This is a genomic window from Providencia sp. PROV189 (assembly GCF_028480065.1).
Classification (GTDB): Bacteria; Pseudomonadota; Gammaproteobacteria; order Enterobacterales; family Enterobacteriaceae; genus Providencia; species Providencia stuartii.
Genome location: NZ_JAMPOG010000024.1, coordinates 44,490 through 60,952 on the forward strand (window position 1 = coordinate 44,490; position 16,463 = coordinate 60,952).

The 16,463-nt window shown below is 41.5% G+C and carries 13 protein-coding genes; 5 read left to right on the top strand and 8 right to left on the bottom strand.

Annotated features, from left to right (window positions below; genetic code table 11):
* Nucleotides 1–104 precede the first annotated feature (104 nt).
* The 4 genes from PR833_RS15040 to PR833_RS15055 all read left to right on the top strand — a co-directional run bounded on the left by PR833_RS15040 (nucleotide 105) and on the right by PR833_RS15055 (nucleotide 5,238).
* Nucleotides 105–1,667 carry a xanthine permease gene (locus tag PR833_RS15040; protein ID WP_272526303.1) on the top strand — a complete coding sequence of 521 codons (1,563 nt, stop codon included), beginning with the start codon at nucleotides 105–107 and terminating at the stop codon, nucleotides 1,665–1,667.
* A gap of 71 nt (nucleotides 1,668–1,738) precedes the next feature.
* Nucleotides 1,739–2,689 carry a carbamate kinase family protein gene (locus PR833_RS15045; RefSeq protein WP_040132653.1) on the top strand — a complete coding sequence of 317 codons (951 nt, stop codon included), beginning with the start codon at nucleotides 1,739–1,741 and terminating at the stop codon, nucleotides 2,687–2,689.
* Nucleotides 2,690–2,747: 58 nt separating this feature from the next.
* Nucleotides 2,748–4,124 carry an amidohydrolase family protein gene (locus PR833_RS15050; protein WP_060561532.1) on the top strand — a complete coding sequence of 459 codons (1,377 nt, stop codon included), beginning with the start codon at nucleotides 2,748–2,750 and terminating at the stop codon, nucleotides 4,122–4,124.
* Between the two features lie 304 nt (nucleotides 4,125–4,428).
* The gene (locus PR833_RS15055; protein WP_272526304.1) at nucleotides 4,429–5,238 is read left to right on the top strand and encodes a hypothetical protein; all 810 of its coding nucleotides are present in this window, start codon (nucleotides 4,429–4,431) and stop codon (nucleotides 5,236–5,238) included.
* Nucleotides 5,239–5,292: 54 nt separating this feature from the next.
* Here PR833_RS15055 and uxuA read toward each other — a convergent pair whose 3' ends face one another.
* Nucleotides 5,293–6,483, bottom strand: coding sequence for a mannonate dehydratase (gene uxuA, locus PR833_RS15060; protein WP_004926272.1), 1,191 nt, complete (start codon nucleotides 6,481–6,483; stop codon nucleotides 5,293–5,295).
* Between the two features lie 43 nt (nucleotides 6,484–6,526).
* On the bottom strand, nucleotides 6,527–7,837 hold the full coding sequence (locus PR833_RS15065; protein ID WP_004926270.1) for an MFS transporter: 1,311 nt from the start codon (nucleotides 7,835–7,837) through the stop codon (nucleotides 6,527–6,529).
* 216 nt (nucleotides 7,838–8,053) lie between these two features.
* On the opposite strand from PR833_RS15065, the gene PR833_RS15070 reads away from it, so the two are divergent.
* Nucleotides 8,054–8,770, top strand: coding sequence for a FadR/GntR family transcriptional regulator (locus PR833_RS15070; protein ID WP_004926269.1), 717 nt, complete (start codon nucleotides 8,054–8,056; stop codon nucleotides 8,768–8,770).
* 40 nt (nucleotides 8,771–8,810) lie between these two features.
* Here PR833_RS15070 and uhpT read toward each other — a convergent pair whose 3' ends face one another.
* The 6 genes from uhpT to PR833_RS15100 all read right to left on the bottom strand — a co-directional run bounded on the left by uhpT (nucleotide 8,811) and on the right by PR833_RS15100 (nucleotide 16,461).
* Entirely contained in the window at nucleotides 8,811–10,211 is a 1,401-nt protein-coding gene (gene uhpT, locus PR833_RS15075) for a hexose-6-phosphate:phosphate antiporter (RefSeq protein ID WP_004926266.1), read from the bottom strand.
* Nucleotides 10,212–10,240: 29 nt separating this feature from the next.
* Entirely contained in the window at nucleotides 10,241–11,029 is a 789-nt protein-coding gene (locus tag PR833_RS15080; protein WP_272526307.1) for an inositol monophosphatase family protein, read from the bottom strand.
* 595 nt (nucleotides 11,030–11,624) lie between these two features.
* The gene (locus PR833_RS15085) at nucleotides 11,625–11,879 is read right to left on the bottom strand and encodes an acyl carrier protein (RefSeq protein ID WP_004926263.1); all 255 of its coding nucleotides are present in this window, start codon (nucleotides 11,877–11,879) and stop codon (nucleotides 11,625–11,627) included.
* Nucleotides 11,876–14,011 carry a hypothetical protein gene (locus tag PR833_RS15090; RefSeq protein WP_040132649.1) on the bottom strand — a complete coding sequence of 712 codons (2,136 nt, stop codon included), beginning with the start codon at nucleotides 14,009–14,011 and terminating at the stop codon, nucleotides 11,876–11,878. Before PR833_RS15090 ends, PR833_RS15085 begins: the two co-directional genes overlap by 4 nt.
* Nucleotides 14,012–14,115: 104 nt before the next feature.
* Nucleotides 14,116–15,150 (bottom strand): hypothetical protein, encoded by a 1,035-nt coding sequence (locus PR833_RS15095; RefSeq protein ID WP_040132648.1) that lies wholly within the window; start codon nucleotides 15,148–15,150, stop codon nucleotides 14,116–14,118.
* A 3-nt stretch (nucleotides 15,151–15,153) separates the two neighbouring features.
* Nucleotides 15,154–16,461: a hypothetical protein gene (locus PR833_RS15100; protein ID WP_148493700.1), complete on the bottom strand. Its 1,308-nt coding sequence runs from the start codon at nucleotides 16,459–16,461 to the stop codon at nucleotides 15,154–15,156.
* Nucleotides 16,462–16,463 lie beyond the last annotated feature (2 nt).

Genomic DNA, 16,463 nt, shown 5'->3' on the forward strand with positions numbered 1-16,463 from the left:
GCCCAACTTCGGTTGGGCAATTAATAATACGCTGTGATTCACCTGAGCAATAGGGTTTTTAATCATGACTGCCCCCGCAGTCTCTTCTTTGAAGGATACATTCCATGAGTGTAACGAAACTAAAGTGGAAACGTGGTGACTGGGCGGCCTACTTCGGGCTGATGACCAATAACTTAACCAATCTGCTCACTATGATGGGATTACTGATCTTTGTCGTCGGCATCCCTAAAGATCTTGTTTATGGACGTATTGCACCTGCATTTGGTTTTGCCGTATTGCTAGCGAGTATCAGCTATGCCTATTTTGGTCAGCAACTCGCCAAACAGACTGGGCGCGATGATGTCACCGCACTGCCTTCCGGCCCAAGCGCTCCCTCTATCTTTACCGTGACCTTTTTGGTCATCATGCCTGTTTACCAAACGACTCAAAATGCCGAGTTTGCGATTCAAATCGCACTGGTTTGGTGTTTTGTAGAATCGATGATCCTTGTCGGTGGCTCATTCCTCGGCGAAACTATCCGTAAAATGATCCCTCGCACCGTATTGCTCTCCTGTCTCTCTGGGCTAGGTTTGCTATTACTGGCAATGAACCCGATGTTACAGGCTTTTGAAGCGCCTACCGTTTCATTTATCGTATTACTGCTCATTTTTATCAACTGGTTTGGTAAAAAACCTATCTTTGCGCGTATTCCAACGGGGTTATTACTGCTTATTGCAGGAACTGTGCTGGCGTGGGTCTTTGGCTTACAAAGTCCTGAAGCCATTAAAGCCTCCGTTGCTTCATTTGGCTTTAACCCGCCCGGTATTCATATTGATAGCTTCTTACAGGGTCTACCACATGCCTTACCCTACTTGGCTTCAGCCGTACCATTAGGCTTAGCAAACTATATTTTCGACCTTGAAAATATTGAAAGCGCCCATGCCGCTGGCGATGAATACAATACCCGTAAAGTGATGTTAGCTAATGGATTATCCTCTACTGTAGGCTGTTTTATGGGTAACCCATTCCCTGTCACTGTCTATGTGGGTCATGCAGGTTGGAAAGCTATGGGAGCCAGTATCGGCTATACACTCGCCTCTGGTATTACCATGTTCATCGTACCGTTGTTCGGTCTAGGCGCTTTTATGTTAGCCATAATTCCGATGACGGCTATTGTGCCTATCCTAGTGTTTATTGGTGTTGTCACTGCTAACCAAGTGGTGCGAGAGACACCGAAAGTGGAAGTGCCTGTCATCTTTATCTGTCTGTTCCCTTGGATTGCCAACTGGGCACTGACCATGATGAACAGCATGATGGGGGCGGCGGGAACTTCTGCGGCACAAATCGGCACAGATGTCTTACTCAGTAAAGGTGTTTACTACCAAGGTTTAGTCCATCTCGGGAATGGTGCGCCATTAGCCAGTATGTTATGGGGCTGTATCGCTATCTTTGCCATTCTCAATCAGCCACTACGTGGGGCTATAACAGCCGCCGTAGGCGCGCTACTGGTATTCTTCGGTATTATCCACTCACCGATGGTAGGGATAGCACAAGGACCCGCCTTGATGTTTGTATACGCTTACCTCATGATGTCGGGCTTATTTGTGATGAAATACTTCTTAGATAAAGGGAAATCAATAGAAGCGCAACAACCTGAAACCGCTGAGAAAATCAGCAAATCAGTGTAATGCCATTAACCTCCGATCGTCGATGTGCTGAGCACATCGACTTATAGACTCTGTATCAGGATACAATAACAATGAAAGAACTCGTGGTTGTTGCCATCGGGGGCAACAGTATTATCAAAGATAACAACGGCCAATCGATTGAAGCTCAAGAAAAAGCGGTACAAGAGGTCGCTTCCCATGTCTGTGATATGCTTGAGGGTAATTACAATATTGTTCTGACTCACGGTAATGGCCCTCAAGTGGGATTAGATTTACGCCGTGCCGAAATCGCTCACACCGTTGAAGGGCTACCACTCACACCATTAGCAAACTGTGTCGCTGATACACAAGGTGGTATTGGCTATTTGATCCAGCAAGCCCTGACAAACGCCTTGGCAAAACGCCATCACCGCCAAGCGGTGACCATTGTGACTCAAGTTGAAGTCGATAAAAATGATCCTAATTTCCACTCACCAACCAAGCCTATCGGCGCATTTTTCAGCCTAGAACAAGCTGAGAAGTTAAAAAAAGCCAATCCCGACTGGCATTTTGTTGAAGATTCTGGCCGAGGTTACCGCCGTGTCGTCGCCTCACCGGCGCCTAAGAGTGTCATCGAATCAGCGGCTATTCGGACGCTCAGTGAAAATAACTATGTTGTTATTGCGGCTGGTGGTGGGGGGATCCCTGTTATTAAAAATACGAATGGCGGTTTCCAGAGTGTCGACGCCGTCATTGATAAAGATTTATCAACCACATTGCTAGCAAAAGAGTTAAAAGCCGATATTTTGATTATCACCACTGGCGTAGAGAAAGTGTGTATTCACTTTGGCAAACCTGAGCAACAAGCGCTTGGGGAGGCGACAACAACAGAGATGCTGCAATATATGCGTGAAGGGCATTTTCCAGCGGGAAGTATGTTACCCAAAATTGAAGCTAGCCTGTCATTTCTCGCCAATGGTGGCAAACGCGTGATCATTACAACGCCTGAGAGATTGCCACAAGCCTTACGCGGTGAAACTGGCACGCACATTGTTCAAGGTTAGCCCCACACGATTGCAGGTTACGCCGAGTAACTTGCAACCCTCTCATTAAGGAGTTTTTATGCCATCCAACAGAAGAGAGTTTCTTTCAACGAGTGCAAAACTGGCAGCCACCTGCACGCTATTTGGAGCGATATCCGGTATTGCTGCCGCAGATAATGGCCCCACCTCATTAAATAGCACGACCACCATTAAAGATGATCACTACTATCTTGATGATGTGTTACTGGAAACAGGCTTTCGTTACCGTGATGCGAGCGTGATTGGCACCAAAACGGCCCTACACACCCTTGAAATTAAAAATGGAAAAATTGCAGCACTTCTCGCGAATAAACAGCATATTGATAAGCAATTAGCAGCCTATAGTGCAGATGGTAAACTCATGCTACCCGCTTTTCGTGATATGCACATTCACTTGGATAAAACCTTTTATGGTGGACCTTGGCAAGCTCCCGAATCACGAGAAGGTAAAACTATCCTTGATATGATAGCGCTTGAGCAAAAGTTGTTGCCGGAATTACAGCCGTATACTCAAGAGCGCGCACATGCGCTTATCAAACTGATCCAATCCAAAGGATCAACGATAGCCCGCAGTCATTGTAATATTGAACCCGTTTCCGGTCTTAAGAACCTTGAAGCGCTCACTCAAGTTCTTGATCAGCACCAGCAAGACCTAACTTGTGAAATTGTTGCCTTTCCTCAACATGGGTTATTGTTATCCAAAGCAGAGCCATTAATGCGAGAGGCAATGCAGGCAGGGGCGCACTATGTGGGTGGACTTGATCCCACGAACGTTGATGGCGCAATGGAAAAATCGCTCGATACCATGTTCCAGATAGCGCTAGATTATAATAAAGGGGTCGATATTCATTTGCATGAAACAAGCCCAGCTGGTCGCGCAGCTATCGACTATATGATTGATACCGTCGATAAAAACCGCACTCTTCGTGGTAAAGTGACTATTAGCCATGCTTTTGCTCTTGCAACACTGACACCTGAGCAGGCACAAGAAACCGCACAACGACTCGCCGAACAACACATAACTATCGCCACCACAGTGCCTATTGGCACCTTACATATGCCACTAAAAACACTCAATGAAAACGGTGTCTTTGTGATGTCTGGAACCGATAGCGTGGTTGATCATTGGTCGCCATTTGGCCTCGGTGATATGTTAGAAAAAGCGAATTTATATGCCCAGCTCTATACCCGCCCCGATGAACTATCCCTATCACGTTCACTGGCAATTGCCACCGGTAATAAGTTGCCATTAGATGACAAAGGTAAACAAGTGTGGCCATTAGTTGGGGATGATGCCAGCTTTGTACTCGTCGATGCATCCTGCTCCGCAGAGGCGGTCGCCCGAATTTCGCCAAGGCAAGCCAGTTTCCACAAAGGGAGCTTAGCGTCAGGCGCGATTAAAAAACAAATAAGCTAATTTAAGATGCTATCATCTTTACTCTTAAAAAGAGAGTTTCGTATATGTGGCTCTCTTTTTATTCTTGTATTATGTTAACCCTATTTTAAATCTATTTTTTATTTATCTTTCGGCTATGCTAAATATGTGTAGTGTAACTGATACCAGATATTGAATACCCTTGTTTATCTAGCCACTAAATTATTTCATCCTATCTGCAATCCCTTTTGTACTCACAAAAATACTATTTTGGTAGTAATCCTATTATCAGGTTTCTTTTAATTATTATAATTCATACCTCTAATTTCCAATGAGCACTACTACTATGCAAGATAATATTCAATTACCTGAAAAATTAATAAAAGCATTTCCTACAAGAGACTTACAGTTAACCCCACTAAAAGGGGATGGTGGCATAATACGCTTAATTTTTCTTGTTCTCGTTCTTATCGGTTTAACCGTTTTTGTTGCTTTTCAATTACCTGGTATCGCGTATGACTATAAAATTGGTCAAAATGCGGTTCCTGTTAATGCCAATATAAATGGCTCTTGTAGATCAAGTTTGATGGTTATTACCCATTGTAATGTTAAGGTGACATACCGCGGCCACACTGTTTCACATAGCTTTGGTTTCCTAGGAACTTCACGAAATGTTGCCGTGCAACCAATCGCCGATGCCAATGATCTATCACGCTTAACGGTTGATGTGGCTGTCGAAAATGTGATGCTCCGCTTTGTAACTACAATTATTATCATCGCATTATTAATTTTTAGCCTTGTATTTATTATTTACCGCTACATAGCGAACAATAAGATCAGAAAAGTATTATTATCTAGCGGCAAAATGCCACTAAAACTTATCGCTGTTCCTGCCAAAGTTGTTAATTCTAACCGCCTATTGATGGTTTCTTATAAATTCAATTTAGATGGTAAAAAAATATCGACTGGCTATTCAGGCAATAAAAAAACATCCCCTATAGTCTTCGAAGAAAATGGCAAAAAATATACTTTAGCCGTTTGTGAACCGCAAAAAAACATTCCTTATATATTGGATTTATCATTAAAAAGAATTCAAGCCACTCCGGAAGAAGTGCAACACTTTCATCTCGCATTACAGGAAGAAGGGCTAATTTAATCTCTTTATTACCCAGTTGGGCCTAGATAGACCCAACTCACTTAGTACTCAGAATTATTTTAAATCAGGGAAAAAGACTCGTTTAATCGCCAATTCAACACCACGAACTTCCGCTAATCCTTTTAAACGCCCAATCGCAGAATAACCTGGATTTGTTTTCTTTTGCAGATCATCCAACATTTGATGCCCATGATCAGGACGCATTGGTATGCGCCGCATATTACCGACTTTTTGGCGACGATCTTCTTCCGCCAAAATTGCTTTAACCACGGCAAACATATCCACATCGCCCCCTAAATGCGCTGCTTCATGGAACGTTTTTGGATTATCTTCACGGCACGTCGAGCGCAAGTGTGTAAAATGAATACGATCACCAAATTGCTCAATCATTTTGACTAAATCATTATCGCTTCTCACGCCGTAAGAGCCTGTACACATAGTGAAACCGTTGTGAAGGCTATCCACCGTCTCTTTTAGCCATTGCATATCTTCAATCGTTGAAACAATCCGCGGTAAACCTAAAATAGGCCGCGGTGGATCGTCAGGATGAACGGCCATTTTCACGCCAACCTCTTCTGCTACGGGGATAATGGCTCGTAAAAAATAGGCCATATTCTCACGCAACTTAGCCTTATCAATGCCTGCATAAGTTTGTAAATGTGCTTTGAATTGTTCAAGGGTATAGCCTTCTTCTGCTCCCGGCAGGCCCGCAATAATATTACCAACCAATTTATCCTTATCGGCTTGGCTCATTGCTTCATAATAAGCTTTGGCTTGAATAAGCTCTTCAGCCGTGTAATCTTGCTCAGCCCCCTCGCGCTGTAACAAATACAGTTCGAAAGCGGCAAATGCTATCTGATCAAAACGTAATGCCTTCGAACCATCAGGTAATTCGTATTCCAAATCAGTTCGTGTCCAATCCAGTACAGGCATAAAGTTGTAACACACCGTATCAATACCGCATGCAGCGAGGTTACGAATCGATTGCTGGTAATTAGCGATATGCTGTTCATAATCACCACGATGTGTTTTGATCTCTTCATGAACAGGAATACTTTCTACCACTGACCAGACAAGGCCTTTAGCTTCGATTTCCGCCTTGCGTTTTTCTATCTCTTCGATAGTCCATACTTGCCCATTTGGGATGTGGTGCAAAGCCGTTACCACCCCTGTCGCCCCTGCTTGGCGAATATCACTCAAAGAAACAGGGTCGTTAGGACCATACCAGCGCCATGTTTGTTCCATATTACTCACCTCAATATGTGGGCACAGACAAGTGCCCTAAAAATTACTGTGTAACGGTTTCTTCAATCGGAGTTTTAACGATGAAGAAGTAAGCTAATGCACCCGCGAAGGTCACCATTGAGCAAACAATGAGCGCCCAGTTAAATGAACCAGTTGTATCTAATACCCAACCTGTAACAATCGGTGCGAATGATGCGAAAACAAAGCTACCAAAGTTCTGAATACTGCTTACGGAAGCGACCATTTTGCTTGGTGTCACCACTTGCACGAGTCCCCAGCAAGAAGTGCCCGCAAAATGCACAAAGAATAGCGCCAAGCTGATAAAAGCAACTGCCATCGCGGTAGATGTCGATTGCACGACCAATAAAGTGCAAGCCGCTGAGCAAATCAGCCCTAAGCAGATAAGGATTTTCCGGCTATTCATCAATGAATAACCTTTTTTCGCCAGTCGGTCTGCCACCATGCCATTGACCAGCATCCCTAGCGAACCGAATAAAAATGGAATAGCGGCGACCCACCCTGTATTGGCCAAGCTCAACCCACGTTCGGCCTGTAAATAGCCTGGTAACCATGCAAGGTATAACCAGCCGGTATAGTTCACGCCACTGAAGCCCAAAATCATGCCCCAAACTGTACGTTTCTTAAACAGAGCACCCCACTCTTTCAATGTCACTTTCTGTTTTGGCTGCTCCTCACGACCTGAGTTGAGATATTTCAAATCCTCTTCAGAGAGCTTTAATGATTCACGGTTACGGTAGTAAGCATACCAACACACCCCGATTAAAATTCCAGCCACACCAATGATGATAAACATCATTCGCCAGCCAAACGCTAACATGAGAGCCACAAGGATAGGTGGCGCAAACGCCTGCCCAATTGTGGTCGAGGAGTTGAATATCCCCATGGGAATGCCGCGCTCTTTGGCATTAAACCAATCATTCACCACTTTAACGCCACTTGGCATAAAGGGAGCTTCGCCGACCCCAAGGCCGATACGCAGCGCAATAAATTGCCAGAAGTTTTGGATCAACCCTGCCATACCTTGCATCGTTGACCAGAAAATTAATCCTGCTCCTAACACAATACGTGGGCCAAACCTATCGAGTAGTAAACCAGAAGGAAGCTGTGAGATACCGTAAGATAATGAAAAAGCGGATAACAAAACACCAAATTGAGTTGCTGAAAGCCCTAAATCAGCTCGGATAGCTTCGTTAGCGACCGAAAGAGAGCCTCGGTCAAGAAAGTTAATGATCCCAGCTAGAAACAGCAGCAGTAACGAGATCCGTTGAATTTTCTTAATCCTGGCGGTTTTTGCAATATTATCGGGTGTTATGTCAGATGCTGAACTCTGCATAGTTACATCCTCAAAAAGTAATTATAGTTGTCATGTGACCTGAATGACTGATGGCTTGATTGTCAGGTGGTCAGGCCGGTATTATAGTTATTGAATTGAGAAAAAATTAACTTGATATGGCTCACAGATCTGTTTTTTTGTGATTCAGATTAGCAGTCAATCAGGATTAAAGCGTATGATATGTGCCGATATGGATGAGCATACCGAGGAATTAACATGGCATTAGCCCCACTGAAAGTTGAACGATTATACCGCCAGATCTCAAACCTTATTATTGAGTGTATAAAACGTGGCGATTTCAACGCAGGAGAGCCGTTGCCTTCTGAACGAGAACTGGCAAAACAGATGGAAGTCAGCCGATCATCCATCCGAGAAGCTTTTATTGCACTGGAAATGACGGGTTGGATTGAAATTCGGGTTGGTAATGGGGTCTATGTGGCAAATCCGTTACCGCAGTTTGAGCCCAAAAAAGAGGCGGTCAGTACAGCAACAGAAAAAGATGAAACAGAATTTAGCTTACGCGATTTATTGAAGGCGAGGCAATCTTTCGAAACCATGATTGCAGAACTTGCTGCCCGCAATGCAACTGATGAACAATGTGCTGAATTACAAGAGATTATGAAAGATCTCATCAAACAAAAAGATAATGATGAAAACTTTTTGCGCGAGGATAAACGCTTCCATTTGTTAATCAGTGAAATGACAGGCAACGAAGTATTACACAGCATGATGGAACACTTATGGGATATGCGACAATCAACACGCTTTATTCGCATGGAGTCACACTATGCGGATATTGATTTACCCAAAACCATGAATGAAGACCATCAATTAATTGTGAATGCAATTTTGGATAGAAACCCTAAAGAAGCCGCCAAATGCATGCATAACCATTTACAACATGTCTATGAGTGCTTCTTCAATATTGAATGATGCTCTACCCCATAGGTATATGGGGTAGAAAACACATCACTTAATGGCCGATGCTACGGTCACGGCGAATTTTACGCTCCTCATAGAAGGCGACTACCGCTAGCATCACAATACCTACAGCGGTTGCGGCAAATAACAGATAGAAAGTATCTGACCAACCATGAAACGTGAAGCCCCCCACTGAGATACCTTTCCCTGTTGGATCAGCGATACGAGACACTAACACTTTTGCCATTCCATCGCCAAACAGATAACCAAAGAAGCCTGGAATGGAGTTCACTACCGCGGTTGCACATTTTGGTGCAAAGCCAATGATAGAGATGCCGATTAAGATCACAGGGCCAAAAATAAAGAATCCTTCAAAGAACAATGCAATATAAATGCCCCATACGCTGGACATATTTTGATAAGCGATTAATGGGAAAATCACTGAAATCATACATAACATACCGAGTAATGCGCGGCGACCGCCCATTTTATCGGACACATAACCCCAAGTGAGTGATCCTAGAAATCCGCCTAATTCTAATGCCGTAATCGTACCTATCGCGGAAATATCATCCCAATCAAGCGCCATTTTGACATATGCCACACTCCAGTTATCAACACCAATACGGATGGTATAAACACAAAGGTTGGCAAAACATAAAAACCAAACCGCCGGATTTTTCAGCACATATTTCACAAAAATTTCAGATTTTGACATACTCTCCGCGGCGGTATCATCTTTGGAGATTGGTTCATCAAAAATCTCTTCTGGCGTATTCCACCCTAACTCAGACGGATCATCTTTACCGAAAAACATCCCAAATGTAGCAATAACCCCAGCAAAAAGAATTGGGAAAATAAACATTCCTGCCACATTGCCATTAAAGGCATATTCCATACCAAATAATGCAATCGGCCCAGCTAAAATTGCCCCGATATTATGTGACGCATTCCACCAAGAGATAAAACGGCCTCGATTTTTTCTTGGCGTCCAACGGTTTATGGTTGAATTAGAGCAAGGGCCGCCCGGCGCTTGAAATAGACCCGTTAGCGCCCATAAGAAAATAAAGATCCCGAGAGAATGCCCTGACGAAAGTAAAAACATCCCGATAGCAAATGAAGAGGCACACGAGAGCATTAATAAGAAACTGAGTATTTTCTTGGTATTTTTACCGTCAATATAATACGAGAGTAATACACGGCCTAGACTGTATGTAATAGAGAACCCAAAGCCAACTGTGCCTAAATCACTTAATGTAAAACTGGTTTGTTCAATAATAAATGGGGTTGCTGCTTTGAAATTATAGCGAAGAAAATAGATCCCTGTATAAGCCAAACACATCACGATGAATGGCTCCATAAACTTTCTTAACCATAAATCACGTTGTACAGAGAGGGGTATTTTTCCTGCCGGTAGCCTTTTAATATCAAAAAACGAAAATTTAGAACTCATATTATTGACCTTTTACTAATTTTATTATTTTAATCTCTAAATGAGGCGAGTTGCTGATATACCCCAGGGCTAGATGCCAACACATAATTCCCTTTTAACAAGAAATCGTCCTTTTCTTTATAGTTATTCATGACACCGCCAGCTTCTTGAATTAACAATAAGCCCGCAAGGCAATCCCATGAATTTAAATGAGGTTCGTAATAACCAATTAATTTCCCAGCCGCCACATAAGCCAACATTAATGCGGCAGAGCCATTGCGTATAAACATTCCTTTTGCGTGGAGCAATTTATCGAGAAAAGGAATAATGTATTCAGGCGATAGACGCGTTGAAATACCAACGCCAAATAAACCTTTATTCAGGGATTGAACAGCATTAACTTGGATAGGTGATTGGTTTAAATAAGCGCCATGACCCGCCATTGCATGAAACAACTCCTCCTGTACGGGATCATACACAACCGCAATTTGTGTATTTTGTTGTTCATCCAAGAGGGCTATCGCAATACACCAAGAAGGCAATCCAAAAATAAATGCACTTGTGCCATCAATAGGATCAACAACCCAAGTATATTGCGATGCGCCTTGTGTATAACCCCCTTCTTCACCAAATAGAGCATCGAGGGGGTATTGCTGATGAATTTTCTCACGAATAAATTGTTCCGTATTTTTATCCGCAATAGTGACTAAATCCTGCCCATCCTCTTTTTTCTTTTCAATATTTAATTGGTTTCGGTCATGATAGTAAGATACGGCTAATTTGCCGGCTTCAATAACGACTTGTTGAATAAACGTATATCTCGCTGAAATCGCATTCATCCCCATCTCCAGATAGTGAAATTAATGTTTCGAAATATATATTTAACGAATCGTACATTCTGTGATCGATTTCATGAGATGATGATTTAATGTAATTTTTATTTTATAAAATATATTTTATTTTTAATAACTTATTGTTGTAAAAAGAACATAAATAAAATTATCAAATTAACCCCATTATTTTTCATTTTCTATTTTTTGTTTTTTTAAAACAAATTTTTCATAATCAACCCAAAAACAAATCTTTTTATGATGACTCAATGCCGATTTTAAGCGATAACGCTAACGAGCCTTTTGTTAATGGCTCGCCTAAGTACCACTGGTTTTTGGATTTGCCATGAGATTATCTTTAACTGGCTAAATCAGATTTATTTTGTGATATGTTGTTTTGAGAAAATACTCGTCGATGGCTATTTTTCAATATAAACACAAAGACGTTTGTATTAATAGAATAAACAGATGGTCTAATATTATGTGAATTTAACATTAAGCAGTAAACAGAATTACTGTTAAAGATGTTGTATATAGAACAAGTACGATTACCACGGATATGACCTGAACATCCTTGTTATCAGGTCATGATGTAAAAATAATTTCAGGTCTTCGTTTGAGAAAGGTAATCAACAATATCCTGTAATCGATGCCATTTTACCCAGATATTATCGTTTAATCGTTGGCCAGTGTAATCTTCAATGGCGGTGATTAGCTCAAGCATTTCCAATGAATCAATATGTAGATCTAAAATTAAGGTCGAATCCATCGTAATGGGTTTATGGATCCCCGAATAGGCACGGATCGCTTTTATTTGCTCCGTCAGCCATGTTTGATGAATTAAATTATCTGTACTCATGACCTATTCCCTAATTTAAATCGCTGATCATCGCCGATATAACGTTTTTTCTGTGACAAATCTCTAGCCTGCCCACCTGACGTCGTATATATCCGATTATCCGTATTCACCTGCCAACGATAATTTTTCTTCGTCACATCGCTATCTGCTTTTTTCTCCGTGGTTTCAGTATCATGAATAGGCAGTGCTCCAACCGGTTCGGCACTCTCTTTTTCAATAACGACTGTTGCCGTTGGCTGCTCTTCCACAACCTGTGCCACCTTAGCGTGATAAATCCCACTTGCATGGCTGCTCAACGGAAAACTTGCTTTCGATTGAACAGCCGGTTTCTCTTTATCATCTAGTGATTGTTGTGTATCTAACTGGCGCGTAGCTTGTTCAGCCGCTAATGACGTGTCTTTCAGCACCATGGCAGAGCGATTTGCCACATCCAGCATATTGCTTAATTCAGTTGCCACTTGCTTTGCCGCATCCACTAAATGTGAATGGCTATTCGGTTGTATCTGAGCATCAAACAGATGATCTGTCTGTTGAGTCACTTGCTCTTCTAACGACTGAGAGTCGATTCCATCTACTGCTCTTTGTCGTTGTGCTGCAATGAGCTGTTGATCGGTCGGTTTTGCACTCTCAACCTTGGAATCACTCGCGCTATACTGCAACCTGCCTACAGGGTTTGTGCTTTGGTTAAATCCCCCGCTGGTGATCACAAATGGGGCAGTTTGTTGTGTATTTGGTAACCATTTACCATCCATTGTGCGTGTATACCCCCCCATTTGATGGCGAGGAGGAAGTTCAGGAGCCTCTTTTTCTTGATTGGATTGCAGCAGAATCGCCTCATTGACCCCTGTTTGTGGCTCAGTGCTCTCTGATGTTTCACCACTCGATTTATCTTTTAACGCTGGCTGGTGAGAGGCGCTATCATCAACTTGAGTGGCGTTATTTGGCGGTGTCGGGCTATCCTGTTTTACAATTTTCCCGTCACCGCTGAGCTGAACATGCAATTCAGTTCGGTAGGTTGTTGGGGTTTCCGCCGCTGGTGTCGCGGTTTTTTGCGCTATCGTCTTACTCGGCGCCGCCTGAAAAGAGGCCGCGCTGTCAATATTTACCGTCGTTGCCACACTACCATAACGACTCGGTGTATCGGACACCTTACAAATACAGTGAGGGCAAGCATAATTATTAGTTATATAATAATTATTGATAATCGGCGCTGACGTTTGGCTACTGGTTTGATATGGCACACCATCCACATCATCTGACTGTTGTGGATTGGTCAATAAAGTTGGCTGTTCTTGTCTTGTTGCTTTTGGTTTCATCTGTACAGGAGCATGATCTGCACTCGGTACACTCAACTTATTTACAAGAATAATTTCAATGTGTTCCTCTAAATTTTGAAAACATTGATTCAATCTATAATTCTTATTACTCCAAGATTTTAACTCTTGGCTCGACTTAACCCCACGCTCAAATCCTGTTAGTTTTTCCTGTACTAACGTTGGATTTAAAAAATGATTAACCAGTGTTGTATCATCAATCTGTTGAGCAGAGTCAAGACCTGCCATCTGCTTCAATTGACTATCAGTATAAGTTTCATTTAATTTAGCTTTAATCGCAGGCGTAACATATTCCGATAAAAACCGTGTTTGCAGTTTGCTTTCAAATTTAGGTAATAAATTGAATAATTCGCTACTTAAAGTTTTACTTGATACTTCCGCTGAGGACTTAGACATCACCGCAATATTTTTGGCAAGACTATTTAATACGGAAGAAGGAATTTCATCTTTGCTTAATAATGAAAAGGAAGTTAACACTGCATTGATATTATTCTTGTCTTCTCTTAGAACATTTACAATCATATCAGGTGTCAGATGATATTTTGCTACTAAATTGTCTGATGAGTTTTTTAATAATGTAAATAAGTTATTTGCTTTAGCACTATCAAGCTCACGATGTAGAACTTTACTACTTGCAAAAAAATTGATTCTTTTTCCCATTTGTATAGGGCTACTATCACCGATATTTAAAGCTCCATTCATAACATTTAACAATGTATGAGTGGATTCATTAGCCTGAATATTACTCCTATGCTCAACGGTGCTTCGCATAGTTGTAGAGGGAGAGATTGTTGGCATAGAAACTCCTTTTAATTATATAAATATAATTAGCCATTTCGATACAATAGAATAGAGCAGGGTATTTAAACCCCACTCTATTAAGATACATTGTCTTTAAACAGTTATGTATTAGCAAAACCTGCATTATATTGAAATAGGTCTTTTAATAACTGAATTAATAATTGAGTTAAAGTTTCAAAATGGCTATTATCTTGACGGAAAGCTTCTAATAAACGGGATACACTATTATTCACTGAATTTTTTTTACTATCAATCGCCGTTTGCATACTTTGGAACGCTTGGGAAATTAGGTCACCATCCTCATTTAATTTAACACCATCAACTATTTTTTTTATTTCCTTGACAACATTAAAATCAGGGTAAATTTTAATTTTTCCATCTGTTTCTTTCACAATAAAACCTTGCCCTTCTAATTTTTTCTTAAAAAAACTTGCCACCCCCTCTATAGTAGATCTTGTCACCCCCTCTTTAAAAGATATAGAAGCGATATCATTAATAAAATCGCTTATTCTATCATCATCAATAACTGGCTCTCTCCAAGCATCCCATGCCGTACCGGTTTTCGGTATAACATAACCCTTTAGAGCTATCATAAATTGATTGTCAAACTCTGACCTATTAAAGTGTATCTTACCATCTTTTCCTGCTGAAATATAAGTACTCAATAAGCCTAATGCTTTATTAAGCGTTTCCATATATTTCGTCGCCTCTTTAGTTATTTCACCAAAGCTTTTTTGGTAGTTAGTGTTAATATTATCAATTAACCCCTTGATACTTTTAATGTGCGATCGGCCATCCTCAGTTTTTGTAATTTCCGCCGACATTGAGGCAATAAGATTACTGGTTTTATCCATTGAATCTTTAAATTCAAATTGTGCAAGTCTCGTTAGTGCCAAGATTTGCTCATGGTCTTGCATATTATTAGAAATCAGGTAATTCTTTTTTTCAGGATAGTCAACACCATATTGCTGCAGGATTTTTTCAGCTCGTTCCTCTATAGGGAGTTCTAAATCGGGGACAAATGTCCCCTGTAAATTCAGTGGAGATACCACGCTATCATCATGAGTTATTGTCGCTGATGATGGTGTCATCGAAGCAAGAGCTGATGGTTGGATAACAATATTAACTCCGTTCATACTCTAACCTCTGGTTGCAACAGCTTGGAATGTACGGATTTGCCCCTCAATAATTTCTTTTAAAATATCAAAGACTTTTTTCATCAAATCCAGAACAGTATCAATCTGTTTTTCTTTATCACTTGCTATAGCACGTGCAGTATCACCAATATCTTGTAGCACCATTTTTTGGGCTTCTAGTGCTTTCACCTCTATATTAAGCGCAGAAGTTACCAATTGACCTGCGTTATCGGATAAACGAGTCATTGTTTCAATAATGCTCGATTTCTTTTGGGTCTGGTTGGTAATTCGATCGAGTTGCAGTTGCTCCCGCTCCGCTTTTAACTGCAATCCTTTAACCTTATCTTGAACGTTAGTAACATGTAACTCGTTTTGTTGTTCAAGCGCTTTATTTCCCGTTTTTTTCATATATGGGCGACTGCTTTCAATCTCTGATTGTGCTTGAGTAGATAATTTATGCCTTTCGACACCGTGAACATTAATAGCTTTGGTTTGTTTCACTAATTGCTTAGTTTGTAATGCCGCCCCCGCAAGTGTTACACCCAGAGAAACCGCAAATCCCATCAGTGCTCCTTCAAATGCTTTTTTACCCTCTTGAATCGTTGTATCTGCTGCACTTTGCACCATTTGCGTTTTTAGCTTTAAAAAATCCGCTTGTAGTTGGCGATCAGCGGTATTAATAATCGATTTAATCTGGCTCAGTAGGTTACGTAGCTCCATTAAAATATCGCTACTCATAATGCCGATAAATTGGCTCTCTTTTATTGCGTCAAGTGACTGAATACCAGGTTTTACATCCTCACTATTTGCTTGAGCCACTTGCACATCTTTAATTGCCGAGGCTGCCAGCATTAAATTAACCCCTTGAGATAATTGCTTGATCTCGCTTTCGTCCAAATTAGCGATTGTTGGGAACATTTTTTCCAACTTGCTATTTTCTTCCGTTATCACTTCTCTGACGGCTTTTTCAACTTTGATTGCTGTGACGGCAATATGCTCCTGAAGGTTTGCATAAGCCGATGAAAATCCACCTATGACTTTCGAGGTCTCTTCAAGCTCGACCTTGTTCATGTTTTTCACTTCAAACAGGAGTGATGGACTAACCGTCGTTTGCTCAGGGAGCTTTAATAACGGCTTATCTTGCGTTCGTGGCACAGTAATATCGACAGCATCTTTGATGGACACTTGCTGTCCTGGTGCTTGCGTTGACATCGTTTGAGTTTCGCTACCGGTTAAAGTAGTCAGCCCCTCAAGATTGCCTAACTTTTGGGTTGGAATAGAAAACGGCATTGGTGAGGAAATAGTCGTCATAA